Consider the following 25,740-nt stretch of genomic DNA (forward strand, 5'->3'; position numbering starts at 1 on the left):
GGATTCCTATGCAATTTAAATCCGTTGTGGAAGCAGATTTGATTTCATGCAGTAAATTATTTTTAACCGTTTTTAATGGGGAACCATGGAATGATAAATGGACGTTAGAAAAAGCCAAACAGTATCTGGCAGATTTTTACCGGACTCCTGGATTTTTTGGTGTGTCAGCGATAGAAAATGAAGAGATTATTGGATTTATTTTTGGGACACGCCGGGCTTGGTGGAATGGCGATGAGTTTTTTATCAATGAAATGTGTGTAGATACGGACAGACAAAATAAAGGAATAGGGAAGGAGCTCCTTACTCATTTGGAGAAAGTGATAGATTCAAATGAAATTACTGCTATTTCTCTTTTGACGGACCGGGGAATACCGGCAGAAGCATTTTATAAAAGAAATGGCTTTAAAGAAATAGAAAGGCTTGTTTTTCTCAGTCGTGAAGTTTGAAGCAGATGTTTACCATGCGTGTTCAAAAAGTCATTTTCATTGGGCATTTTGAACATCCTCTTAAAGGAGGTTGAAAATGAAGTTATTTTTAAAGGAACATGCTTTATTGATTTTACTTAATATCGTGCAGTTTACGGCTATCCTGCTTATTTACTGGCTGGATGGCTACCGGAATTTACTGCCGGCATTGTACGCGATTTTTATTGGATTCTTTTTTCTTGTCTGCTATCTTTTTTATCAGTATTTCAGCCGCCGGACATTTTATCACCGTTTAAGCCATCCGATGGAAACCTTAGATGAATCCTTGCAGAAAAGCAGTCCGCATCCTGTTTCCGAAGCAATGAACGATTTGTTGAGAAGTCAGTATAAACAGTATCAGCAGCAGATCAATACCATTGAAAAGGAAAGGGAGGAGCATCTTAAGCTGATGGATCAGTGGGTGCATCAAATGAAAACACCTATCTCTGTCATTGAGCTTACCGCACAGAATCTGGATGAGCCAGACTCCTCCAGTATTCGAGAGGAAACGGAGCGGATGAAATCGGGATTAAATACAATTCTTTATATGGCAAGGCTGCGGACAATTGAGCAGGATTTTCATATCAAGCCGATACATTTGAAATCATTGGTCCATGAGGTAAACGGTGAAAACAAACGATTCTACATACGCAATAAGGTTTATCCTAAAGTGGAAGAACGAACGGAAGGGTTGACAGTACAGTCAGATGAAAAGTGGCTTTACTTTATCCTGACCCAGCTTGTTTTAAATGCTGTAAAGTACTCCGCAGACAAAAGCAATTCCATTCTTATCTCTATTTATGAAAGGGAGAAAGAAGCTGTGTTGGAAGTGAAGGATTTTGGTGTCGGGATTCCGGAAGCGGATAAGAGACGTATTTTTGATGCTTTTTATACTGGTGAGAACGGCAGGAAATTTAGAGAATCTACCGGAATGGGATTGTATTTAATCAAAGAATCCGTGGAGTATCTCCATCATCGGATTGAATTTGAGTCAAGGGTGGGAGAGGGCACCACGTTCCGGATTCTTTTTTCGGAAACGCAAAAGCGATGAATATAAAGTAAAATAGTATATAAAAGAAATGACATCTGCCGCAATGATGCTGCTGTGGCAGATGTCATGCTATGTGTTAGGATCGTAATCCATCCTCTACGCGTTCGCCAAGCTGAGGAGAAGCAAGCGAAAAATACTCTATTGCCTTTGCCTGCAAGTCTCGCCGTACTCCTGTCAGTCCAGTAACCAGATTCGAGACAAGCTGCGTTTTTCCTGTTTGCGATAAAGATTGATAGTATTCCCCTGCCTGGGTAAAATCATCCTGCTTTACAATATCCGAGCGTATGAGCTCGCCTTCCACATACCTGTCTTCTCCGCTCGTCTGTAAATTGCTTGGCTTCCAATGCTTCTGATCATTTACCGGCACATCTCGGAACCGCGGTCCGATACGATAGCGCTGCGAATCCCAATATACATTCGCCCGCCCTTGTACGATTTTATCATCGGACAATTCTGCTCCGTCCAGCAAGTTTGACGGGGAGAACGCAAGCTTTTCCACCTGCTCCATATAATCGTCTGGATTGCGATTAAGCACCATCTTTCCGACAGGGTGAAAAGGAAACATCTTTGGATCCCATACTTTCGTATCATCAAGCGGATCGAACGGAAGCTGCCCCGCATCTTTAGGATTCATCATTTGTACATACAGTCCGTATTCTACTAAGCTCCCGTCTGCAATCGTGTTGTAGAGATCTTCTCCGGAATAATCCGGATTGGCCGCTGCAATTTTATCTGCCTCGCTGCTTGTAATGAATTGTACACCCTCAAATGGAATCCACTGGTATTTAATATAATGCCGTTTTCCTTCTGCGTTTCGCCACACGTACGTACTGACGCTGTTAGCGGGGATTCGCCGAAAACTTTTAGCTGTGCCCTGGTTAGAAAAGAGACGGACGATAAAATGGGTGGACTCCGGGTGCCTGGCGACAAATTCCCAAAGCGAATTCGGATCCATCAGGTTGTTCTTAGGTGATGGGGAAAGAGCTTTGATACTTTCTGGGAAACGCATCGGATCACGCAATAAAAAGACGGGGATATCATTACAAATAAGGTCAAAAATCCCGTCGTCTGTATAGAACTTCGTTGAAAATCCACGTATGTTTCGCGAGGTATCCGGGGTGCCTTTATTGCTCGCTCCAAGTGAAAAACGAACCGCGACAGGAACGGTTTGGCCAGCATGCTGAAGAAAAGGAAGCTTTGTGTATTTACTCATGCTGTTCAGTGTTTCGAAATACCCAAATGCACCATACCCTTTCACATGTAAAGGACGTTCGATAATCTTCTCGTGAATGAAGGTTTCCAGTGTTTCATGCAAAATGTTATCCTGTTCCAATATCGGACCATCTTTACCAACCGTTTGGGAGTGCATCGGGCCGGAAGTGTTGGATGAGTTATGTTGGCGTGTCGCGTGCTTGTTATCTGCTGCTTCTGTTTTTGGAACAGGATGACGTTTTCCTTGTTGCGGATTATGATTGTTATCGCTCATTAGTTCCTCCTTGTGAAAATATAATCTACCTTAATAATGTTATGAATATTGCTTGTTTCAATATGCATTATTAGTAAAAAATAATCAGAAGATTGGGAAATCAAAAGGTAAAAAATAGATTTTGGTAATTGAAAAGACGAATTAAGATGATGCACGGAGGAAAATCTCTTTAAAACAATAGATACTTATCTTACAATGCTGTAAGGTAATTGAAAGAAATTTCGATAGTTTCTTCCTTAAGAGCAGCGATATACTATGGTTAAATGAAATGATAAGGAAGGAAGGATTTATATGTTGAAAGTAAGACAAGTCAGTAAAGTTTATGAAGGCAAAGTCTCCTACCGTGCTTTGTCAGATATTGATTTGACCGTAGAGGATAATGAATTTGTAGGAATTATGGGGCCGTCTGGAAGCGGTAAGACAACGTTGTTAAATATGATTGCTACGATTGACGAACCGACGACAGGGGAAATCTTAATTAACGGGAAGGACCCGCATCGTCTCAAAAAAGAAAAGCTTGCTCAATTCCGCAGACGGGAATTAGGGTTTGTCTTTCAGGATTTTAACCTGCTCCACACACTGACCGTGGAAGAGAATATGGTGCTGCCGTTAACTCTTGATGGCAAAAAGGTAAGTGAAATGAAGAAAAAGGCAAAGGAAATTGCTGCGAAGCTGGGGATAACGGAAATCATGAATAAACGAACCTATGAAATTTCCGGCGGGCAGGCGCAGAGGGCAGCTGTTGCCCGGGCAATGATTCATACGCCAAAGCTGCTCTTGGCAGATGAACCGACGGGAAACCTGGATTCCAAGTCCTCTAAAGATGTGATGGAATTGCTGGAATCCATTAATGAAAAGGAAAAGACAACAATGCTTTTGGTTACGCATGATCCGCAGGCTGCGAGTTATTGTAATCGTGTGGTATTTATCCGGGACGGAAAGTTTTATTCCGAAATTCACCGCGGCGATAACCGGCAGGCGTTTTTCCAAAAGATTATCGACACACTCTCATTAATGGGAGGGGATTCCAATGACTTTTCGTCAGTTCGCGTTTAATAATGTCGTCCGGAATAAACGGCTTTATGCTGCGTATTTTCTAACCAGCCTTTTTACCGTGATGGTTTTCTTTACCTTTTCTATTTTTGCTTCTCATCCGCAGCTGACAGGAAATAATATGGATTCCTATGTCAGCTTTGGAATGAATGTTGCCGCAGGGATTATCTATGTATTTTCTTTTTTCTTTGTGCTTTACTCGATGAGTTCTTTCCTGCAATCAAGGAAAAGAGAATTCGGCTTATTGATGATTCAAGGAATGAGCATGAAACAAATCCGCTCGATGGTTTTCCTGGAAAATATGTTTATCGGTTTGCTGGCTACGATTGGCGGTATTGGATTAGGACTGGTTTTTTCTAAAGGTATCTTATTGATTGCTGAAAATGTACTCATTATTGATAATGAACTGCCATTTTATTTTCCAACACAGCCTATTTTGATTACCTTTGGCTGCTTTATGGTGCTATTTTTCCTGATTTCTTTATTTGTATCATATATTTTACGAAGCCGGAAATTGATTGATTTAATCAAGGGCGATAAAAAGTCAAAAGGGGAGCCGAAAGCAAACTTATTTTTAACCATTCTGGCAGTGCTTTTGCTCGGAACAGGATATGTGGTTGCTGTAACAGTCGATGGATTAAAGGTGATTGCCGCACTGGTTCCAGTTGTTATTGTCGTGATTATTGGCACCTATCTTCTGTTCACCCAATTAAGTGTATTTATCATCCGGCGGTTAAAAAAGAAAGAGAATGTATTCTGGTATAAAACAAATATGATTCTTTTATCCGATCTATCGTTTAGGATGAAGGACAATGCAAGATCATTTTTCTTAGTAGCGATTATTTCAACCGTCGCTTTTAGTGCGATTGGATCGCTGTATGGGTTTCAATCGTATATCACTGCAGGAATCAAGCAGATGAACCAAACTACGATTTCTTATCAGGACTATGATACAGGAAATGAGGAAGCGAATGTTTCGTATATTGATGAAACGCTGCGGGAAGCAAATGTTGACGTGGATAAAGAGCAGGTAACGCTCCATTATTATGAGCTGCCTGATGAATCGCAGGTTATGGTTACAAAGGAGTCAGATTATAACCGAATTGCGGAATTAAGTGATAATGAAACGGTTCAGATAGAAGACGGTGCTCCGGCTTTGATGGGACCTGAAGTTATTTTTCTTAATATCGGCGGGGATAATTCGAATAAAGAGGAAGCGGAAATATTAAAGGATGCGGAGCTGGAGCTGGGAAACACTGTTTTAGAGCCAGTACAGCTGGTAGAATCTAGTATACTGCCTGCTACCCAAAAATATTATGTTGTTTCCGATCATGATTTCGAGAGCCTGCCTGAGCCTGCTATGGAGGAAAACTACTATGCTTGGCAGGAGACAGAGGATAAAGAAATTCCTTTAGGCGTAGCAGAAAAATTAGATGATGCGTTATCTACAGAGGGAATCCGGATTGGTGAGTATGAAGAATATGTTATCAATAAAATGTATGGACCCATCCTGTTCGTCGGCTTATTTATCGGAATCGTCTTTTTCGTATCGGCTGGAAGCTTTCTCTATTTCCGACTCTACTCTGATTTAGATGAAGATAAAAAGAAATTCCAGGCAATCACGAAAATGGGATTAACCGAGAAGGAATTGAAAAAAGTATTGAACAGACAAACCGCGCTTCTTTTCTTTGCGCCGATTGCTGTTGCGCTGGTTCATGGAGCTGTCGCATTAACGGCGCTTTCCAATATGTTCTTCTACAGTCTGGTAAAGGAATCGGCAATGGTACTCGGAATGTTTTTAGCTATTCAAATCGTGTATTTCTTTATTGTTCGTTTCTACTATATCCGGCAGGTGAAGCAGGCCTTGCGATAATGACATGTTTCAAAATAAAAGACTGCATACAACAGGAAGCTTGGGCGCTTCTGCTGTATGCAGTTTTTTACACACTTTCATGTTTAGACGGATATGATACGGAGGTATTCCAGAAATCATTTATTATTTCTGCAAGCTCTTTCGGATTATCTGTGTTAGCTTCATGTCCGGCTTTCCTGATTATTTTTAAGCTTGCACCATTTATCAGGCTGCTTAGCTGTTCCGCAGCTTTTTTATTGGGCTTATCTTTTTCCCCGCACAGAATAAGCGTTGGACATGATATATCTGCTAATTCCCTGCTGAAATCTAATTGCTTCATGGATGTAGTTAATTGAATCACATCCTTTTTAGGCAGCCCCATTTTTTGAAAAACCGGGCTGGGGAGCATCCGAAAAACGACATTTTGAAGTGAGAGAAGAAAGCGGGGCATTTTATACTGTGCATTTATTAAAATAAGAGATTGGACCTTCTCCGGGCGATCGATTGCATAATTTAAAGAAAGGATGGCCCCTAAGGAAAGACCGCACAGGTGAACCGGGCCCTTAAGACGTTCACAATAATCGTAAAAACGCTGGTATAGATGATGATAATCGACTTTCCCTTCTTCAAGAGATAGAAATAGGTCAGGAGAAGCTATTTGGTGAGAGCCTGTTTCTATATAATCAATAATTCTTTGCCAGCTGGCAGCATTTTGACCAAGACCATGGACGAATATACAGTTCATGTTTTTATCACCCTTCTAATGATTTTGATTATTAGTATACAGCATATTGAATCAAGTCAGGGTTACATTGTAAAATAAGTTATGTTTACTAGAAAAAAGAGATGGATTAAAAGGGGGATTTATATGCATATTGCTGTGTATTGCGGGGCAAGTCTTGGTACAGATCCAGCCTATCAGAAAGCGGCTAAGCGGGTTGGAAAGTGGATTGCTGAAAAGAAGCACACGTTGGTTTACGGCGGCGGAAAAGCTGGTTTAATGGGTGTCGTTGCGGATGAGGTATTGGCGAACAAAGGAGAAGCGATTGGAGTTATTCCTGACTTCTTAGTGGAAAGAGAGCTAAGTCATCCAAAGTTAACGACATTAGAAATTGTTGATTCAATGACTGTACGAAAGAATAAAATGATATCATTGGGTGATTGCTACATAGCCCTTCCAGGCGGGCCGGGAACGCTGGAAGAAATAGCTGAAGTGATATCCTGGTCAAGAGTGGGGCAGAATAATAACCCGTGCATTCTCTTTAACCAGAATGGGTATTATGACAGTTTAGCAAGGGTTTACGATGAAATGGTGGAAAACGGCTTTTTATCCATGCAGGACAGAGAACGCATTTTATTCTCTGATTCTCTGGAAGAAATTGAAGCGTTTATTTCCAGTTACGTACCGCCTGAAATACGACAATATACGTAAAATGTATCGTGCGATTAATTAGACGTGTTAGAAAAAACATAGAAAAGCTGTCATTACAGCATTTCTATGTTTTTAATGTATAAAATAGCGGCTTTATGTTACGTGGGAAAGTCTATCGACGAATGTTAAGATGAAAAAGAATGTTTTTGTTCGTGTTTTATTGACAAATAGGAGGTGCATTAGTAATATAATGATGTGAACTTAATAGAAATGCGTATAATTTCGGGGATATGGCCCAGAGTTTCTACCAGACTGCCGTAAATGGTCTGACTACGCAGCGGAAATAATTTTATTTTAGATTATTATCTGCTGTTCCTATGGAAACTCTTAATTTGATTAAGAGTTTTTTTAATAAGCACTGTTTACAAAACATGATCGTGCTGAATACATAGCATTTTTGGAACTTTTCTATCTAAGGGATGAATATAAATTCCGATAAAAAATGGAGGAAAAAAGTTCATGAGTAAATTTTTTGAGTTTGAAAAACTGGGTACGAATTTTCGAACAGAGTTTATCGCGGGTTTAACGACCTTTTTAGCAATGGCTTATATTTTATTTGTTAATCCGAGTATTTTAGGAGAAGCGGGAATGGACCATGAAGCAGTGTTTGCTGCAACAGCAATCGCGGCTGCATTTGGTTCCATTGTTATGGGAGTTCTCGCTAAATATCCAGTAGCACTTGCGCCTGGGATGGGACTGAACGCATTTTTTACGTATACCGTCGTAATTGGCTTTGGTGTCCCTTGGGAAACAGCACTTGCAGGTGTGTTAGCTTCAGGAATTATATTTATTGGTTTAACCTTAACCGGAATTCGTGAAATTATTATTAATGCTATCCCGCCAAGTTTAAAACAGGCGGTAGGAGCTGGGATTGGCTTGTTTATTGCATTTATCGGCTTAAAGAATGCAGAAATTGTTCAGGCTGATCCGTCAACCATTATTGCACTCGGTGATTTATCCTCGCCGACGGTATTATTAGCTATCTTTGGGATTGCTGTTTCAGTTATTTTAATTACGGTTGGTGTTAAAGCAGGTATTTTTTACGGGATGATTATCAGCTCGATTGTTGGGATGATTTTTGGATTGATTCCCGTGCCTTCTGGTCTCAGCGGAATCGTCAGCAGTGCGCCAAGCCTAGCGCCGACATTTGGACAGGCATTCATTCATTTTGATCAGATTTTTACCATGCAAATGCTGATTGTTATTTTAACGTTTTTGTTTGTTAATTTCTTTGATACGGCAGGGACGCTTGTTGCCGTTGCAACAAAAGCAGGATTGATGAAGGACAATAAGCTGCCAAGAGCAGGGAAAGCACTTTTTGCAGATGCGTCTGCAAGTGTTGTTGGGGCTGCTGTCGGTACATCTACAACTACTTCTTTTGTAGAGTCTACATCCGGCGTAAGCGTAGGCGGACGTTCCGGTTTTACAGCGGTTGTCACAGGCTTGTTCTTCCTGTTAGCTTTATTTTTCTCTCCATTATTAAGTGTGGTAACGAATGAAGTGACTGCTCCGGCATTAATTATTGTCGGTGTGTTAATGGCAAGCAGCTTGAAGGATATCCCTTGGGATAAATTTGAGATTGCTGTACCGGCTTTCTTTACTGTACTGATGATGCCGGTGACGGCCAGCATCGCATCGGGGATTGCGATTGGATTCATATTCTATCCGATCACCATGCTTGTTAAAGGACGGGCGAAAGAAATTCATCCGATTATGTATGTCTTGTTTGTTATTTTTGCATTGTATTTTATCTTTTTGACGTAAAAATAAAACTGAAATATATAGGGAGAGTGCGTTATGATAGCACTCTCCCTTTGTTGTATACTGGAAATTAATCCATTGAGAAAAATAGTATTCAATAGATTCACAGAATACACTTCGCATGTATAGAATACACCAAATGCAAATCATATAAAATATACAAGGAGGTAATGTACAAATGAAACCAATCATTGGGTTAACCGCATCGATGGAAATAGACGGCATGGAATATAAAATGAACCTGCGAAATGTAAGAGCTATCGAAAAAGCCGGCGGTATCCCTGTTATTCTGCCGTATTACAGCGATTATCAGGAGATTGCAGCATTGCTTGATAAATTAGACGGACTCTATCTTCCTGGGGGCTATGATATTGATCCTTCTTTATTTCAAGAGGAGCCGAATCCTGCACTGGGTACGATCATTCCTGAAAGAGACCGCGTGGAAAGGAAGATTATCCCTTATTTTTTAGAGAAGGATAAGCCGGTATTGGGCGTTTGCAGAGGATGCCAAATTTTAAATGTTGTTACTGGCGGAAGCATGTATCAGGATTTAGATTCGCAATATCCAAAACAGTTGATACAGCATACTCAAAAAGCAGATTTTCATCACCGGTCGCATGCTGTCAAGATAACTCCAGCTTCTTTATTGGAAAAGCTGGTGCAGGCATCGGAAATCAAGGTGAACAGCTATCATCATCAGGCAAACCGCTCTCTGGGGAAGGATTTTATGATTTCGGCTGTGGCAGGAGATGGTGTGATGGAAGCCTTTGAAAGTAAAATACATCGCTTTGTTTTAGGGGTGCAGTGGCATCCAGAAGGCATGATTCATCTTGAGAATGACCCGTCTCTGTCAATTTATAAGGGGTTTATTGAAGCGTGTAAAGAAAGGTAGGTTGATGGATTACATGCAAAAAGAGACCATCTAACCTATTCGTTATCAAGTCTCTTCATCCATGCTATTTCGATTCATTTTCGGCTAAAGCTTTTATCACGTTAGAGGATTCTTTTGCAAAATCAACGGAAGCGTCATAATAATCCTTCCCTTGATCTAAAAGAGAGAAGTCACCAATTTCGATAACTAATTTTGTGTGGTTGCCCGCAGGTTCTAATAAATAACGGTAAGCAACCTCTCCTGGTTCGGGCTTGAATTTCCAGCCAGTTCCGTGTAAATCGATGATAAGCTCTCTTTCTTTTTCTGCTTTTATAATCGTAGTAATAGACTGTTCTCCATTTGGCAGGTCCCAGACTACTTTGCTGCCTTCCGTCATTGGTTCAGAAGGATAGTCCTCTGGCAGCTCATCCCATTGTGCTACATATTTTGGAAGTGTTAATACTTCCCAAACCTTCTCTAAGGATGCATGAATGGTTATTTCTTCGGTGACAATAAGTTGTTTTTCCACTGAAATTCCTCCAAATAAGTTTGTTCAGGATGATGCTTGCCAATTTTTAGCGATAAATTCATCCCTGCCTGATTTAGCGCGGTCTTCTTCATATTCTTTTTTACTTTTTTTATAAAAATCCTGATGGTAATCTTCTGCAGGATAAAAGGGTGCTGCTGCTTTGATTTCTGTTACAATCGGCTTGGCAAACCTGCCGCTCTCAGCAAGCTGCTGCTTTGATTTTTCAGCCAATTCTTTTTGGACTTCATTATGATAAAAGATAGCTGTTCGATATTGCTCGCCTCTATCCTGAAATTGCCCGTCCGGATCAGTCGGGTCGATTTGCGGCCAGTATAGATCGAGGATTGTTTGATAATCGATGAAGGAATCATCATACGTAATCTCTACCGCTTCATAATGTCCCGTATTTCCCTGCTTGACTTGCTCATAAGAAGGGTTATCGATATGTCCCCCTGTGTAACCGGATATCACTTGGTGTACGCCGTCCCATTGGTCGAAGGGCTTCACCATACACCAGAAGCAGCCTCCGCCAAACGTTGCTTTTTGTATTGTCATGTTACCTTCCTCCTTGAGGCTTTTCAAAAGTCACGATAATTTGTAGAATGGAATTAATATAACATAATTTAAGTATTTTTAGAAATAAGGTGACATCATGGAAGAACCATTTGTACATAGGATTCTTACTAGTAAACAGAAAGAGATAATAAATATTATGTATTTATCTAGATTAGGATTTGCCAAAGAGAATCCGGAAAAAAAGAAAGCTATCTTTGATAAAAGTATTTTTGCTTTTCCAGTGAAGCATTATAATGAACCGGGTATAAAGAAATTATTTACAGAACGTGCAGGCGAGAAGAAAGAAAATTTCTCTGTGCTGGAAATGGATGAGCATACGGTTTTTATTGGCGATATTTATCAGTTAGGGGAAGCAACGATTCAAGTATCTCAGCCTGGCATCGTATCGCAGAAGGAAATGGAAAACGGCTTAAAAACAGGATGGTATTTTCGCGTGCTGGAAGCAGGTAAAATCCAGCCGAAGAAAGATTTACAACTGATAGAACGTCCCAATCCCCAGTGGTCAATTGCAGCTTGTAATGAGGTCATGTATTTAGACCGTGAAAATTTATGGAGTGCGGATAAACTATTTCATTGTACAGATTTAGGAATTATTTGGAGGAAGACATTGCGAAAGAGATTGAGAGGATTCTAGGAAGATAGATTTCTAATGAAAATTTGAATCTTTAAGCCTTGTTAAATCGTAAGGCAGATAAAGGGAGGAAAATATTCATGAAAAAATATCTGGTTTTTGCAGGGATTTTCTGTGTTTCTTTTTTAGTACTTCAAGTTGCTGCAGGGATGATATGGACGCTGCTTTATACTCCTGATATCAGTGCGGCCTGGCAGCAGGCAGGTGCTTTATCTTCGGAGACGGCACTTATAAAAGCAAGTGCTGCTTCCCCATTCATTATTGCTGTAACATCATTGGCAGTTACTTTTGGTCTTACAAGATTAGTGCGTAAAAGAATAGCTATGTAATGAAAAAAAGGAGGGAAATCTCCTTTTTTTCATGCTTATTGAGAAGGGGAAATCAAAATACTTCAGATTATCTGTCTTTTACGCCCGTAATCTATTAAGGCTTCATAAGGATCTCCAGTTAACCCAAGCATAGCGCAAAATGCCTGCTCCGTTTTAAGCCCTTCTTCTTTTAACGCAAAAATCTTACTTTTCCACAATGGATGTTCATCCAGCAGGTATTTTTCAATAATCATATGCAGATAAGCATACTGCTCTGCGACAGGCTGGGGTTGACCAAATAGTTCAAATTCAAATTCCTGATAAGTGAAATTTGCTTTTACGATGGGTTTTCCCCGGATTGTTTTATTCTTTAACCGGAACCCTGAGTAAGAGCCATAATAATTATGTATAATCTTTGCAAAGTCCTGCAGGTGGTGCACTTCCATAATCATATCTAAATCAGAGCTTGCTGTGTCGATTCCCATGCGGTATAGTTCCGCATAATATTGGAGAGTATGATTTTAAATCTTTCATTATATTTAATTGATGAATCACGTTATACGCTCTTTTCTGTTTTTCGTTTCCGAATTCCAGATACGCTATATTTTTTAACAAAATAACACACTTCCCTTGTATGGAGATTGTGGGATAAGCTACTTCCAAATATACAAAAAGAAACTTTTGAAAGAAAGGATGAACTTGGTCTACGTATTTATAAAATATCATAATATGAGTAAGAACTTTTATCACGGAGAAGCGCTCATAAAATTCCCGTTGATCAAAGTTTTATTTTATCAAAAATCTGTAGCGTAATGATTTATAATTATGGTAAATTAAAGTAACCCTGTTTCACTTAAAATCAATGTGTTTTATTTTAGGAAATAAAGGGAAATATTCACAAGGTCTGTAATTTATTTGAATGTATTTTCTTCTGTTTGTAAGGATATTCTACCACAGTGTAACTGGCTGTAATTCACAAAGAGATGACGACCAGAAAGCTGTGATCGTAATCTTTGTTCCTTATTTAGGGAGGGATATACTCAACCTTCACTGAATAAATTTTCACTTAATATGAGGTAAAGAGGGGGAATCAATATGTTAGAGAATGCGCTTATTATGGTGGCCATTATATTTATAGTGAATGTGCTATACGTATCAATTATGACGGTTCGTATGATTTTAACACTAAAGGGAAGAACCTATATTGCCGCATTTGTGAGTATATTTGAAATGGTTATGTATGTTGTTGGGCTGATGCTCGTATTAGATAATCTCAACCAATTTCAAAATGTGATTGCTTATGCAGTAGGTTTCGCAACAGGGTTAATCATTGGTTCCAAAATTGAAGAAAAGCTTGCCCTCGGCTACATTACCGTAAATGTCGTCTCTGCTAATCCAGATTTAAATTTCACACAGCGTCTTCGTGAAAAGGGATATGGCGTAACAAGCTGGTCCTCCTATGGAATGGATGGAGACAGACTTTCCGTTCAAATTTTAACACCGAGAAAGTATGAATTGAGATTATATGAAACCATTCACGAAATTGATCCGAAAGCATTTATTATTTCTTATGAACCAAAACGAATTCACGGCGGATTCTGGGTAAAGCAGGTTCGTAAAGGAAAATTAATGCGTAAAGAGAATAATAATAAAAATAAAGAACAGACACAAAATGAAAGCCAGTCAAAAGAACAATCTTCAAAAACCGAACATTAATTTCATGTAAAGCTAAAATTGTTCGACATTATCTTGCATTTTTCATTTTTTTTTGGTATGCTAAAGCCAACAATTGAAAAATGCCTCATATATACTTGAGAATATGGCTCAAAAGTTTCTACCCGGCACCGTAAATGACCGGACTATGAGGGAGGATGAGCCGTTGTTTAAAAAACAGCGGACGTTGAATGATGCTTATAATAAGGGTGTTCAAAAGTCCAGTTAACTACGCTTTGAACAACTTTTAACCTAAGTCTATTCATCTTCCCTTATGGAAGGTGAATGGACTTTTTTAATGGTTTATATTTTATTGATGCAGTAAGGTTTTTAAGAGCATATTTTAGTTTGTTTTTCAGAAGTTTTAGGGAGTTTGAGATGTAAAAGCATAGCTAGCAGAAGAAATTCACGGAGACTCCTGCGGGAAAGCGTAGTGTATTTCTGCAGCGGGAAATTATAACTCAATATTTCATTATTTCAACCAAAATCCGAACATTATCTTAAAAACTATCTTTTAAAATCCGTAAAAACAATAAAAATTAAGAAAGAGGGATTTGATGGCTCAAGTTGGTGTCATTATGGGAAGTATATCCGATTGGGAAACCATGCAGCATACCTGCAAAGAACTTGAAACGCTAAATATCAGCTATGAAAAAGAAGTTATTTCCGCCCACCGTACGCCAGGTGATATGTTTACCTACGCTCAAGGCGCGCGGGAAAAAGGGCTGAAGGTCATTATTGCCGGTGCAGGCGGGGCAGCACATCTGCCAGGAATGGTTGCTTCACAGACAACGCTGCCGGTTATTGGCGTCCCTGTTGAAAGCAAAGCCCTGCAAGGAGTCGATTCACTCTTATCGATTGTTCAAATGCCCGGCGGCGTCCCGACTGCAACAGTTGCCATTGGCAAAGCGGGGGCAAAAAACGCCGCTATTTTAGCAACGCAGATTATCAGTACGTTTGATAAAGAGACAGAAAAGGCATTAGAAGCATACCGTACAGGAATGAAAGACGCTGTTCAGGAAATGAGGGATCAGCTTGCAACCTATTAAACAAATCTTGCCACCTCAGACAATTGGAATTATTGGCGGCGGTCAGCTTGGCAGAATGATGGCGATTGCTGCCAGATACATGGGATACCGCATTGTTGTTTTAGACCCGACACCGAACTGCCCGACTGCACAGGTTGCCGATGAGCAGATTGTTGCAGGCTATGCAGAAATTACAGCTGTAAAAGAATTGATTGAAAAAACCGATGTGATTACATATGAATTTGAAAATGTCGATTTAGATGCTGCAGAGCTTATCCAGAACGCAGGAAAGCTTCCGCAGGGTGCGTTGGCATTAGAGGTTACACAGAACCGGGAAAAAGAGAAGCTGCTGATGGATGAGTTAGAGCTTTCCGTGCCGGCATTTCGCATCGTGAAAACAGAGGAAGCTTGTAAAGAAGCGCTATCCATTATTCCGCTTCCGGCAGTCATTAAAACCTGCCGGGGAGGGTATGATGGAAAAGGACAGCTGAAACTCACAACAGAAGAAGATAAAAAGGAAGCATTAGCGTTTTTCCAAGAGCATGGCTACTGTATAATAGAGCGATGGGTTCCTTTTGATAAGGAAATTTCGGTTGTCTTTACAAGGTCGCAGCAAGGATATATCACCTTCTTCCCTATCGCTGAGAACGAACACCGTGACCATATTCTGTACAAAACAACGGTGCCGGCAGAGATAGAGGCGGTTTTTGAAGAAAAAGCGTATGCGATGACAGCGAAAATTGCGGAACGCATGGAGATTGTCGGGACTTTTGCGATTGAGATGTTTGTCGGCGAGGGTACGATTTATATGAATGAAATGGCACCAAGACCGCATAATTCCGGACATTATACAATCGAAGGATGTAATGTATCGCAATTTACGCAGCATATCCGGGCAATTTGCGGACTGCCGCTTATTCCAGTCAGCTTGCATCAGCCGACCGCGATGATCAATATCTTAGGAGAATCCCTTCCGGAAGCTATCGAATTTACTGCGAATCATGATTTTGGTTTTCTTCATCTGTATGGAAAAGAAGAACCGAAAGAAAAACGTAAAATGGGACACATCACATTTACAGCTGAAACAACAGAAGCTTTACGGAAACAATTAGATATTTTTGAGGAGGCAGCAAACCAATGATCGAACGTTATACAAGAGAAGAAATGGGCAATATCTGGACGGAGGAAAATAAATTCAAAGCATGGCTGGAAGTGGAAATTTTGGCTTGTGAAGCATGGAGCGAGCTTGGATTTATTCCGAAAGAGGATGTTAACAAACTACGTAAGAATGCTTCCTTTGATATCAACCGTATCTACGAAATCGAGCAGGAAACACGCCATGATGTGGTTGCATTCACCCGCGCTGTATCGGAAACATTAGGCGAGGAAAGAAAATGGGTCCATTATGGTTTGACTTCAACCGATGTGGTGGATACAGCTCTTTCTTATATATTGAAACAGGCAAATGACATTTTAAGAAATGGATTGAATCGCTTTGTCCGTATTTTAGAAGAAAAAGCGAAAGAACATAAACATACGGTGATGATGGGGCGGACCCATGGTGTGCATGCAGAGCCGACGACCTTTGGCTTGAAAATGGCCTTATGGTATGAAGAAATGAAGCGTAATGTCGAGCGTTTTGAGCTTGCTGCAAGTAATGTAGAGTTTGGAAAGATGTCTGGAGCGGTTGGGACCTATGCCAATATTGATCCGTTTGTAGAGCAATATGTCTGCGAAAAGCTGGGAACATCGCCGGCACCGGTATCCACACAAACCTTACAGCGTGACCGTCATGCAGCTTATTTATCTACACTGGCATTAATTGCTACATCGATTGAAAAGTTTGCAACGGAGATCCGCGGCCTGCAAAAAACAGAAACAAGAGAAGTAGAGGAACGCTTTGCAAAAGGCCAAAAAGGGTCTTCTGCGATGCCGCATAAACGTAACCCGATTGGCTCTGAAAATATGACAGGGATGGCACGCGTTATCCGCGGTTATATGGTTACGTCTTATGAAAATGTGGCTTTGTGGCATGAACGTGATATCTCGCACTCCTCTGCAGAGCGTGTCATTTTGCCGGATGCGACGATTGCACTCGACTATATGCTGCACCGCTTCGGAAATATTGTAGAGAATTTAACAGTATTCCCTGAAAATATGAAGCGCAACATTGACCGTACTCACGGGGTTATTTTCTCACAACGTGTATTGTTAACGCTGATCGATAAAGGATTGGCGCGTGAGGAAGCTTATGATATCGTACAGCCAAAAGCAATGGAAGCCTGGGAAACAGCGACTTCCTTTAAGGAATTGGTAGAGCAGGATGAGCGGATTACAAGTAAATTAACCCAGGAAGAAATCGATGGCTGCTTTGACTATACCTACCATTTAAAGAACGTCGATCAAATCTTTACAAAAATTGGACTTGCCTAGGAGGAATTCCCATATGGAACTCGAGCTTTTGTATGAAGGAAAAGCAAAGAAGGTTTATCAATCAGACACGGATGAAAATCACTTGATTCTCTCGTATAAGAATGATGCAACAGCTTTTAATGGAGAGAAGAAAGCTCAGTTTACCGGGAAGGGGAGACTCAACAATGAGATCTCTTCCCTCCTGTTCCAAGCATTAGATAACAAAGGAATTCCGTCGCATTTTATCGAGCGGCTGGATTCCACTACCCAAATAGTTCAGAAAACAGATATTATTCCGCTAGAAGTGGTAATTCGGAATATTGCGACAGGAAGTATTACCAAGCGTCTCGGCATCGAGGAGAAAACGCCTTTTGAGCCTGCGCTGGCAGAACTGTTTTATAAGGAAGATCGTTTAGGAGACCCGTTGATTAATGATGAGCATGCGCTTTATCTAACAGATATTAAAGCGGAAGAATTAGCTGGTATCAAAGAGAAGGCAAGAAAAGTGAACACGGCTTTAACAGAAATTTTTGCTGCTATCGGTGTCCGTCTGGTCGATTTTAAATTGGAATTCGGCAGAAACAAGGAAGGTAATATTCTGCTCTCTGATGAGGTGTCCCCGGATACGTGTAGATTATGGGATATCGAAACCAATGAAAAATTAGATAAAGATGTTTTTCGTCAAGGAACAGGAGATTTGATTACTGTATATGAAGAAATATTAAATCGTTTGGAGGCGCAGCTATGAGAAAAGTACAGGTATATATTACATTAAAACAAGGTGTGTTAGACCCGCAGGGAAAGGCAATTCAAACATCGCTTCATTCTTTGGATTATCCAGAGGTGGAAGATGTTCGTGTCGGAAAATATATTGAACTTCAAGTAGAGGATGGGCCTGGATTAGAGGGAAGAGTAACGCAGATGTGTGAGCAATTATTGGCGAATCCGGTTATTGAAGATTATCGGATTGAGCTAGAGGAGGCACGATAATTGTGAAGGTAGCTGTGATTGTTTTTCCAGGTTCCAACTGTGACAGGGACATGTATCATGCAGCCGGAGAGGTTGCAGGTGCTGAAGCCAGCCTTGTCTGGTATACAGATACGCATTTGTTAGATGATGTGGATGGCATTCTGATTCCGGGCGGTTTTTCTTATGGAGATTATTTACGGTCTGGTTCGATGGCATCTACATCGGATATTATGAACAAGATTCGAGAGCATGCGGAAAAAGGCAAGCCTGTACTGGGAATTTGCAATGGATTTCAGATATTGACGGAAGCAGGCCTCCTGCCGGGAGCATTAATGCGCAATAAAAATCTTTCGTTTATGTGTCATCAGGAGGAATTGGTGGTCGAGGATAATGAGACGGTTTTTACAACGTTGTATGATAAGAACGAGGTTGTCCGTTTTCCAATCGCTCACGGAGAAGGCAACTATTTCTGTGATGAGGAAACGTTACAGGAATTAAAGGACAATAATCAAATCGTATTTACCTATAAAAACAATCCAAACGGTTCCGTTGAAGATATTGCCGGTATTCGCAATAAAGCAGGTAATGTGCTGGGTATGATGCCGCATCCGGAACGGGCAGTGGAAGCTTTATTAGGAAGTGAAGACGGCTTAAGGCTATTTCAATCTATGATCGCGAATTGGAGGAGCAGCAATGCAGTTAACGCATAATATGGATTCAGAGAAAATTGAACAAGACCGATTGTATCAGGATATGGGTTTAAGTGATGAAGAGTTTGAGAAAATCAAAACGATCCTTGGCCGTCGTCCGAATTTTACGGAGACAGGCATCTTTTCTGTTATGTGGTCAGAGCATTGCAGCTATAAAACATCAAAGCCTCTCTTAAGAAAGTTCCCGACAGAGGGCCCGAATGTTTTGCAGGGACCTGGAGAAGGTGCAGGAGTCATTGATATTGGCGATGAGCAGGCAGTTGTTTTCAAGGTGGAAAGTCATAATCATCCCTCCGCTGTTGAGCCGTATCAGGGAGCAGCAACAGGCGTCGGCGGCATTATCCGTGATGTATTCTCCATGGGAGCACGCCCGATTGCGTTAATGAACTCTTTGCGCTTTGGTCCGTTAACAACGAATCGTACCAAGTATCTATTTTCTGAAGTTGTTGCCGGGATTGCTGGATATGGAAACTGTGTTGGTGTTCCAACCGTCGGCGGAGAGGTACAATTTGATGACAGCTATGAAGATAATCCGCTTGTCAATGCCATGTGTGTGGGACTGATCAATCATGATGAAGTACAAAAGGGAATTGCTGCGGGAATCGGCAATACGATTTTGTATGCAGGACCGCCAACAGGAAGAGACGGCATTCATGGCGCGACCTTTGCATCAGATGATTTAGCAGAGGATTCCAACAAGGACCGGCCTGCTGTACAAGTCGGCGATCCATTTATGGAAAAATTGCTGATTGAAGCATGTATGGAGGTCATTCATTCTGACGCCCTTGTCGGCATGCAGGATATGGGAGCAGCCGGCTTAACCTCTTCTGCCAGTGAAATGGCGAGTAAAGCAGGTACCGGGCTGGAAATGAACTTAGATCTTGTGCCGCAGCGCGAGCAAAATATGACCGCTTATGAAATGATGCTGTCTGAGTCGCAGGAAAGAATGCTGCTTTGTGTGAAAGCTGGCCGGGAACAAGAAATCATAGCTATTTTTGAAAAGTACGGTTTGAAATCTGTTCCAGTCGGAAAGGTTATCGAGGAAAAAGTCTTCCGTATCAAGCATCACGATGAGGTTGTAGCCGATATTCCAGTGGATTCTTTGGCGGATGATGCACCAGTCTATCATATGCCATCGAAGGAAGCTGCTTATTATCAAGCTTTTCAGCAAATCGATGTCCAAACACCAGCTGTGAATCATCATGGAGAAACGTTGAAACAATTACTGCAGCGTCCGACGATTGCAAGTAAAGAGTGGGTCTATGACCAATACGATTCCATGGTGCAGACCAATACGGTTGTTACACCTGGTTCTGACGCAGCAGTCGTTCGTATCAAAGGTACGGATAAAGCCTTGGCCATCACAACCGACTGTAATTCCCGCTATATTTATTTAGATCCGGAAGAAGGCGGGAAGATTGCTGTTGCAGAAGCAGCCCGCAATATTGTCTGCTCCGGAGCGAAGCCATTAGGTCTTACAGATGGATTGAATTTCGGTAATCCGACAAACCCGGAAATCTTCTGGCAAATGGAAAAAAGCGTGGATGGAATGAGTGCGGCTTGTAAAGCATTACAAACGCCGGTTATCAGTGGAAATGTTTCCTTATATAATCAGTCCAAAGGGAAATCGATTTATCCGACACCGGTTGTCGGCATGGTTGGCTTGCATGAATCTACGGCGCATATTACGCCAAGCTTTTTCCAAAAAACGGGCGACAATATTTATCTTATCGGGGAAACGAAAAATGAATTTGGCGGCAGTGAATTGCAATTTATCCAGGATGGAAAATACGAAGGAAAAGCACCGCATCTGGATTTAACGATCGAAGCGGAACGTCAGGAAAAAATGCTCTCTTTAATCAGGCAGGGTAAAATCCAATCTGCGCATGACCTTGCAGAGGGCGGGTTAGGAGTTGCATTAGCGGAATCATTATTCTCCAGTGAAGCGCTGGGTGCAGAAGTGACACTTACAGGAGATGCAACGGTTGCGTTATTCAGTGAAACCCAATCACGTTTTCTTGTTACCGTAAAGCCGGAGCACCAGGCCGCTTTTGAAGATGTATTTGCGGATGCAGCCAGACTTGGTCAGGTAACAGCAGATAATCAACTAACGGTTACGGCAAATAACGAGATGATTCTACAGGAAGATGCAGCAGCGTTAAAAGCACTTTGGAAAGGGGCTATTCCATGCTTGCTGAAATCAAAGGCATAAACGAGGAATGCGGCGTATTCGGAATTTGGGGACATGAGAAAGCAGCAGAATTAACCTATTACGGTCTGCATTCGATGCAGCATCGCGGGCAGGAAGGTGCCGGAATTGTTGTCAGCAAAGATAAGGAATTAACAGGCTATAAACAGCTTGGACTGGTTAATGATGTTTTTAAGCAAGTAAAATTTGATGATTTAAACGGAAAAATTGCTTTAGGGCATGTAAGGTATGCTACCCAGGGCGGAAAAGGGCTGGAAAATGTACAGCCCCTTCTTTTCCAGTCACTTACCAGCGGGATGGCTTTAGCACATAATGGAAATTTAATGAATGCTACCGCATTGCGTGAGGAGCTTGAAAAAGAGGGAAGCATTTTTCAAACGACCTCAGATACAGAAGTGTTAGCTCATTTAATGAAACGAAGCGGAGAGGTCACGGAAGCAACCATCTCGGAAGCGCTCAACCGTGTCAAAGGAGCTTACGCCTATCTTATTTTAGAGGATGATACTTTATATGCTGCGCTGGACCCGGCTGGAATCAGACCACTTTCTATTGGAAGAATAGGAGAAGCGTATGTCGTTGCTTCGGAAACATGTGCTTTCGATCAAATCGGTGCAACCTTTGAGCGGGAGGTATTGCCGGGTGAATTAATAAAAATTAACCAAGACGGTCTTACTTCCTTCCGGTTTGCTCCGCGTGGCAAGAGACAAATGTGTGCGATGGAATATGTCTATCTTTCCAGACCGGATAGTGATTTAAATTATGTCAATGTCCATGCATCCCGGAAACGGATGGGAAAAGAGCTGGCTAAGGAAGCGCCGGTTGATGCAGATTTAGTGATAGGAGTACCGGATTCCAGTATTTCAGCTGCCATTGGCTACGCAGAGGAAAGCAAGCTGCCTTATGAAATGGGGATTATCAAAAATCGTTATGTTGGAAGAACATTTATTCAGCCCTCCCAGGAGCTGAGAGAGCTTGGTGTAAAGATGAAGCTTTCTCCAGTCCGCGGAATCGTAGAGGGAAAACGTGTCATTATGATTGATGATTCGATTGTTCGGGGAACAACAAGCAGACGAATTGTAATAATGTTAAAAGATGCTGGTGCAAAGGAAGTGCATGTACGGATTGCTTCTCCGGCGATAACAGACCCTTGTTATTATGGAATCGATATGTCTACGAAGGAAGAATTGATTGGAGCAAACAACAGCATTGAAGAAATTGGAGAAATCATTGGGGCAGACAGTATCGCTTATCTGTCTGAAGAAGGCTTAGAGAACGCCATCGTCAAAGATAAAACGATCAATCAAGGTGTCTGCATGGCTTGTATGACAGGCTTGTATCCAGTTGCTCCGGCAGATGAGAAGGAAATGGACATATCAAACTGCTAGAAGAGGATATTCCATTTGAAACACACACTAGAATCAAAACCATGTTGGAGGGCGAAAAGATGTCAGATGTTTATAAACAAGCAGGTGTAGATGTTGAAAAAGGCTACGAAGCAGTAGAGCGAATGAAAAAACATATTCAAAAAACACATCGTAAAGAGGTGCTGGGCTCTTTAGGTTCCTTTGCAGGAGCATTTGATTTATCCTCCTTATCCTATCAAGAGCCTGTCCTGCTTTCCGGGACAGATGGCGTTGGCACCAAATTAAAGCTAGCAATCGAACTGGATAAGCATGATACGGTAGGGATTGATTTAGTAGCGATGTGTGTCAATGATATTGTTGCTCAGGGAGGCGATCCGCTTTTCTTTTTAGATTATATTGCATGCGGAGAAAATGACCCGGCGAGGATTGAAGCGATTGTCTCTGGTGTTGCCGAAGGGTGCCAGGAGGCCGGCGCTGCATTAATCGGCGGTGAGACAGCAGAGATGCCGGGGATGTATGATGCAGATGAATATGATTTAGCTGGTTTTGTGGTAGGTATCGTCGAGAAAGCAGAGATTATTACAGGAAAAACCATTGCAGAGGGAGATACGCTGATTGGCTTCGCTTCGAGCGGAATTCATTCCAATGGCTACTCGCTTGTCCGTAAGCTGATTGAAGGTCTGGATTTTGAAGAAACTCCTGATGGATTATCAAAACCTCTAAGTGAAGCCGTGATGGAACCGACGAAGATTTATGCAAAAGCGGTTAAAGCTATAAAAGAAGAGGTACATATTAAAGGAATTGCACACATTACCGGCGGCGGGTTTGATGAAAATATTCCTCGGATGCTGCCAGAAGGTCTTGGAGCAGCAGTGCAGGCAGGAGCCTGGAATGTTCCGGAGATTTTTCCGTTCCTGCAAAAACGAGGAGAAATCGATGCACGTGAGATGTATCGTATTTTCAATATGGGCATTGGCATGGTCTTAGCTGTATCCAATGAAGAAGCGCAGAAAGTCTGTGATCTATTGCAGGAGAACAAGGTCGAAGCAGCAGTTATCGGAGAGGTCATTGCAGGTGAAGGGGTGCAGATTTCTTCATGAAACAGCGGTTCAGTGTATTTGCATCAGGTACAGGAAGTAATTTTGATGCCATGATGCAGGATAAAAAAATTGCAAGCTCGATCGTACTGCTTGTTTGTGATAAGCCGGGAGCAGCGGTTATTAAAAAGGCTCAAGGTTATGGCGTCGAGACGCTTGTGTTAGAGCCAAAAAGGTATGCTTCCAAGCAGGAATATGAAAAAGTGATTGCTGAAAAACTTCAGGATTTAGAAGTCGAATGGATTTTCTTAGCAGGCTATATGCGGCTTATCGGGGAGACCTTACTTTCACAATATGAAGGCAGGATTGTTAATATACACCCCTCCCTTTTACCGGACTTCCCTGGGAAAGACGCGATTGGCCAAGCCTATAGAGCCGGCGTTTCCAAGACAGGAGTAACGATTCACTATGTAGATGAGGGCATGGACACCGGTCCAATCATTGCACAGGAAGAAATAGAAAGGCTGCCTGAAGAAACGGAAGAGCAGCTGAAAACGAGAATCCAAGCCGTGGAGCATCGCTTATATCCAAATGTAATCAATCAACTTATGCAGAATGTAACGGAGGAATTATAATGAAAAAACGTGCGCTTATTAGTGTATCTGATAAAACAGGGGTCGCAGAATTTGCAAAAGGACTCGAAGCAAAAGGGTTTGAAATCTTATCAACCGGCGGAACCATCCGTTTATTGAAGGAGTCTGGCGTCCAGGCGATTCCGGTAGAGGAAGTAACAAATTTTCCGGAAATGCTTGATGGCAGAGTAAAAACATTGCATCCGATGATTCATGGCGGGCTTTTAGGAAAACGAACCAATGAAGATCATCGTGCGCAAATGGAGGAGCATCATATTGCTCCAATCGATCTTGTAGCAGTGAACCTTTATCCGTTTAAAGAAACAGTTCAAAAATCAGGGGTAAGCCATGATGAAATTATTGAAAACATTGATATTGGCGGACCCTCCATGCTTCGCTCTGCAGCGAAAAACTTTGCAGATGTCTTCGTTGTTGCCGACCCGTCTGACTATCCATCTGTTTTAGCAGCTCTGGAAACGGAAGAGGATAACTATGCTTTTCGTCAGCAATTAGCAGCGAAAGTATTCCGTCATACTGCGCATTATGACGCGATGATTGCAGCTTATTTCCAAACACAGACAGAAGAAGTATTTCCAGAAACATATACCGTAACTTATGAAAAGGTGCAGGATTTACGTTATGGAGAGAACCCGCATCAGCAGGCAGCTTTTTACAAAGCGCCTATTCAACATGAAGCAACCTTGGCAACTGCCAACCAGCTGCATGGCAAGGAGCTTTCCTATAATAATATCCAGGATACCAACGCAGCATTAGAAATTTTGCGGGACTATAGTGAACCTGCTGCAGTAGCGGTCAAGCATATGAATCCATGCGGCATCGGTATTGGGGCAACATTGGCAGAAGCGTTTGGACGTACGTATGAAGCGGATCCTATATCTATTTTTGGAGGGATTGTAGCCTGCAATCGTCCGGTTGATGTACAGACAGCAGAGCAGCTTTCTTCGATCTTCTTAGAAATCATCGTTGCACCTTCTTTTGAGGCGGATGCACTTGCTTTACTAACAGAGAAGAAAAATATCCGTCTCTTAGAATTGGATGTTTCGAATCAGCAGGCTGACCAAAAACGGATGACCACCGTTGATGGTGGAGTTCTTATCCAGGATTTAGATGTCAAAGAAGTGACGAACGAGGACTTAGAAGTGGTAACGGAAAAGCAGCCGACTGAAGCAGAAATAGCTGATTTACTATTCGCTTGGAAAGCTGTGAAACATGTGAAATCAAATGCAATCGTACTTGCAAAGGATGCACAGACCATTGGTGTGGGCGCCGGTCAGATGAACCGGATTGGAGCAGCAGAGATTGCCATTAAACAGGCTGGAGATAAAGCGAAAGGAGCTGTGCTTGCATCAGATGCCTTCTTCCCGATGCCAGATACCGTAGAAGCAGCAGCTAAAGCCGGTGTCACAGCGATTATTCAGCCGGGCGGTTCCAAACGCGATCAAGATTCGATTGATGTATGTAATCAATATGGGCTTGCGATGGTGACTACAGCTGTTCGTCATTTTAAACATTAATAGATAGAGCTCCTGTATTTCTGCTCGATTTATTTATCCAGGAGCTTTTTTGAAGAATAGGAAAGTATATAAAAAAATGCTGAAAATAGTCGCTCCAACGGGTTATGGTGGGGTGAG

General features: G+C 41.7%; 25 protein-coding genes, 1 pseudogene and 2 riboswitches. Of the genes and pseudogenes, 21 read left to right on the forward strand and 5 right to left on the reverse strand.

The features are described from left to right. Window positions 1–8: 8 nt before the first annotated feature. Window positions 9–446, forward strand: coding sequence for a GNAT family N-acetyltransferase (locus tag BN997_RS13445; RefSeq protein ID WP_042532985.1), 438 nt, complete (start codon window positions 9–11; stop codon window positions 444–446). Window positions 447–522: 76 nt separating this feature from the next. Then, window positions 523–1,515, forward strand: coding sequence for a sensor histidine kinase (locus tag BN997_RS13450; RefSeq protein WP_042532987.1), 993 nt, complete (start codon window positions 523–525; stop codon window positions 1,513–1,515). Between the two features lie 76 nt (window positions 1,516–1,591). On the opposite strand, the gene BN997_RS13455 is transcribed toward BN997_RS13450, so the two are convergent. After that, window positions 1,592–3,001, reverse strand: coding sequence for a catalase (locus tag BN997_RS13455; protein WP_052485014.1), 1,410 nt, complete (start codon window positions 2,999–3,001; stop codon window positions 1,592–1,594). A 291-nt stretch (window positions 3,002–3,292) separates the two neighbouring features. Between BN997_RS13455 and BN997_RS13460 the strand changes: the two genes are divergently transcribed. Together BN997_RS13460 and BN997_RS13465 are read left to right on the forward strand one after the other, a co-directional pair. Then, complete coding sequence (locus BN997_RS13460) at window positions 3,293–4,057, forward strand: ABC transporter ATP-binding protein (RefSeq protein ID WP_042532989.1); 765 nt, start codon at window positions 3,293–3,295, stop codon at window positions 4,055–4,057. Further along, window positions 4,032–5,927 carry an ABC transporter permease gene (locus BN997_RS13465; RefSeq protein WP_042532991.1) on the forward strand — a complete coding sequence of 632 codons (1,896 nt, stop codon included), beginning with the start codon at window positions 4,032–4,034 and terminating at the stop codon, window positions 5,925–5,927. The genes BN997_RS13460 and BN997_RS13465 overlap by 26 nt, the downstream gene beginning before the upstream one ends. A 67-nt stretch (window positions 5,928–5,994) precedes the next feature. Here BN997_RS13465 and BN997_RS13470 read toward each other — a convergent pair whose 3' ends face one another. After that, on the reverse strand, window positions 5,995–6,651 hold the full coding sequence (locus tag BN997_RS13470; protein WP_042532993.1) for an alpha/beta fold hydrolase: 657 nt from the start codon (window positions 6,649–6,651) through the stop codon (window positions 5,995–5,997). Between the two features lie 123 nt (window positions 6,652–6,774). Between BN997_RS13470 and BN997_RS13475 the strand changes: the two genes are divergently transcribed. From BN997_RS13475 to BN997_RS13485, 3 genes are all read left to right on the forward strand, one after another. Beyond that, window positions 6,775–7,338 carry an LOG family protein gene (locus tag BN997_RS13475; protein WP_042532995.1) on the forward strand — a complete coding sequence of 188 codons (564 nt, stop codon included), beginning with the start codon at window positions 6,775–6,777 and terminating at the stop codon, window positions 7,336–7,338. Window positions 7,339–7,530: 192 nt separating this feature from the next. After that, a riboswitch (purine riboswitch) is annotated at window positions 7,531–7,631 on the forward strand. 166 nt (window positions 7,632–7,797) lie between these two features. Then, window positions 7,798–9,102 (forward strand): NCS2 family permease, encoded by a 1,305-nt coding sequence (locus BN997_RS13480; RefSeq protein ID WP_042532997.1) that lies wholly within the window; start codon window positions 7,798–7,800, stop codon window positions 9,100–9,102. A gap of 175 nt (window positions 9,103–9,277) precedes the next feature. Further along, window positions 9,278–9,991, forward strand: a complete 714-nt coding sequence (locus BN997_RS13485; RefSeq protein ID WP_042532998.1) for a gamma-glutamyl-gamma-aminobutyrate hydrolase family protein — start codon at window positions 9,278–9,280, stop codon at window positions 9,989–9,991. Window positions 9,992–10,055: 64 nt separating this feature from the next. Here BN997_RS13485 and BN997_RS13490 read toward each other — a convergent pair whose 3' ends face one another. Both BN997_RS13490 and msrA read right to left on the reverse strand, forming a co-directional pair. Then, window positions 10,056–10,499 (reverse strand): SRPBCC family protein, encoded by a 444-nt coding sequence (locus BN997_RS13490; RefSeq protein WP_042533000.1) that lies wholly within the window; start codon window positions 10,497–10,499, stop codon window positions 10,056–10,058. Between the two features lie 24 nt (window positions 10,500–10,523). Beyond that, window positions 10,524–11,054 carry a peptide-methionine (S)-S-oxide reductase MsrA gene (gene msrA, locus BN997_RS13495; RefSeq protein ID WP_042533002.1) on the reverse strand — a complete coding sequence of 177 codons (531 nt, stop codon included), beginning with the start codon at window positions 11,052–11,054 and terminating at the stop codon, window positions 10,524–10,526. Between the two features lie 97 nt (window positions 11,055–11,151). Between msrA and BN997_RS13500 the strand changes: the two genes are divergently transcribed. Both BN997_RS13500 and BN997_RS13505 read left to right on the forward strand, forming a co-directional pair. Beyond that, window positions 11,152–11,709: an MOSC domain-containing protein gene (locus BN997_RS13500; protein WP_042533004.1), complete on the forward strand. Its 558-nt coding sequence runs from the start codon at window positions 11,152–11,154 to the stop codon at window positions 11,707–11,709. 77 nt (window positions 11,710–11,786) lie between these two features. Further along, on the forward strand, window positions 11,787–12,035 hold the full coding sequence (locus BN997_RS13505) for a hypothetical protein (RefSeq protein ID WP_042533006.1): 249 nt from the start codon (window positions 11,787–11,789) through the stop codon (window positions 12,033–12,035). A 62-nt stretch (window positions 12,036–12,097) separates the two neighbouring features. On the opposite strand, the pseudogene BN997_RS13510 reads toward BN997_RS13505, so the two are convergent. Continuing rightward, window positions 12,098–12,629: pseudogene (locus BN997_RS13510) on the reverse strand (DUF4269 domain-containing protein). Between the two features lie 480 nt (window positions 12,630–13,109). Here BN997_RS13510 and BN997_RS13515 point away from each other — a divergent pair. The 12 genes from BN997_RS13515 (at window position 13,110) to purH (ending at window position 25,623) form a co-directional block, all read left to right on the forward strand. Continuing rightward, entirely contained in the window at window positions 13,110–13,730 is a 621-nt protein-coding gene (locus BN997_RS13515; protein WP_042533008.1) for a DUF2179 domain-containing protein, read from the forward strand. A gap of 65 nt (window positions 13,731–13,795) precedes the next feature. Next, window positions 13,796–13,896, forward strand: a riboswitch (purine riboswitch). A gap of 388 nt (window positions 13,897–14,284) precedes the next feature. Continuing rightward, on the forward strand, window positions 14,285–14,776 hold the full coding sequence (gene purE / locus BN997_RS13520; RefSeq protein WP_042533010.1) for a 5-(carboxyamino)imidazole ribonucleotide mutase: 492 nt from the start codon (window positions 14,285–14,287) through the stop codon (window positions 14,774–14,776). Beyond that, window positions 14,763–15,896, forward strand: a complete 1,134-nt coding sequence (purK, locus tag BN997_RS13525; protein ID WP_042533012.1) for a 5-(carboxyamino)imidazole ribonucleotide synthase — start codon at window positions 14,763–14,765, stop codon at window positions 15,894–15,896. Before purE ends, purK begins: the two co-directional genes overlap by 14 nt. Beyond that, the gene (gene purB / locus BN997_RS13530; RefSeq protein ID WP_042533014.1) at window positions 15,893–17,188 is read left to right on the forward strand and encodes an adenylosuccinate lyase; all 1,296 of its coding nucleotides are present in this window, start codon (window positions 15,893–15,895) and stop codon (window positions 17,186–17,188) included. The genes purK and purB overlap by 4 nt, the downstream gene beginning before the upstream one ends. Before the next feature lie 13 nt (window positions 17,189–17,201). After that, window positions 17,202–17,915 (forward strand): phosphoribosylaminoimidazolesuccinocarboxamide synthase, encoded by a 714-nt coding sequence (gene purC / locus BN997_RS13535; RefSeq protein ID WP_042533015.1) that lies wholly within the window; start codon window positions 17,202–17,204, stop codon window positions 17,913–17,915. Next, window positions 17,912–18,157 (forward strand): phosphoribosylformylglycinamidine synthase subunit PurS, encoded by a 246-nt coding sequence (gene purS / locus BN997_RS13540; RefSeq protein WP_042533017.1) that lies wholly within the window; start codon window positions 17,912–17,914, stop codon window positions 18,155–18,157. The genes purC and purS overlap by 4 nt, the downstream gene beginning before the upstream one ends. A 2-nt stretch (window positions 18,158–18,159) precedes the next feature. Then, window positions 18,160–18,846, forward strand: a complete 687-nt coding sequence (gene purQ, locus BN997_RS13545; protein ID WP_042533019.1) for a phosphoribosylformylglycinamidine synthase subunit PurQ — start codon at window positions 18,160–18,162, stop codon at window positions 18,844–18,846. Beyond that, window positions 18,830–21,058 carry a phosphoribosylformylglycinamidine synthase subunit PurL gene (gene purL, locus BN997_RS13550; protein ID WP_042533021.1) on the forward strand — a complete coding sequence of 743 codons (2,229 nt, stop codon included), beginning with the start codon at window positions 18,830–18,832 and terminating at the stop codon, window positions 21,056–21,058. The genes purQ and purL overlap by 17 nt, the downstream gene beginning before the upstream one ends. Further along, window positions 21,034–22,440 (forward strand): amidophosphoribosyltransferase, encoded by a 1,407-nt coding sequence (purF, locus tag BN997_RS13555; protein ID WP_042533023.1) that lies wholly within the window; start codon window positions 21,034–21,036, stop codon window positions 22,438–22,440. Before purL ends, purF begins: the two co-directional genes overlap by 25 nt. A gap of 59 nt (window positions 22,441–22,499) precedes the next feature. Beyond that, entirely contained in the window at window positions 22,500–23,519 is a 1,020-nt protein-coding gene (purM, locus tag BN997_RS13560; protein WP_042533026.1) for a phosphoribosylformylglycinamidine cyclo-ligase, read from the forward strand. Beyond that, window positions 23,516–24,091, forward strand: coding sequence for a phosphoribosylglycinamide formyltransferase (purN, locus tag BN997_RS13565; protein ID WP_042533028.1), 576 nt, complete (start codon window positions 23,516–23,518; stop codon window positions 24,089–24,091). The genes purM and purN overlap by 4 nt, the downstream gene beginning before the upstream one ends. Next, the gene (purH, locus tag BN997_RS13570) at window positions 24,091–25,623 is read left to right on the forward strand and encodes a bifunctional phosphoribosylaminoimidazolecarboxamide formyltransferase/IMP cyclohydrolase (RefSeq protein WP_042533030.1); all 1,533 of its coding nucleotides are present in this window, start codon (window positions 24,091–24,093) and stop codon (window positions 25,621–25,623) included. The genes purN and purH overlap by 1 nt, the downstream gene beginning before the upstream one ends. The last annotated feature ends 117 nt before the right edge of the window (window positions 25,624–25,740 follow it).

The sequence above is a fragment of the Oceanobacillus oncorhynchi genome (assembly GCF_000821065.1).
Lineage (GTDB): Bacteria > Bacillota > Bacilli > Bacillales > Amphibacillaceae > Oceanobacillus > Oceanobacillus oncorhynchi.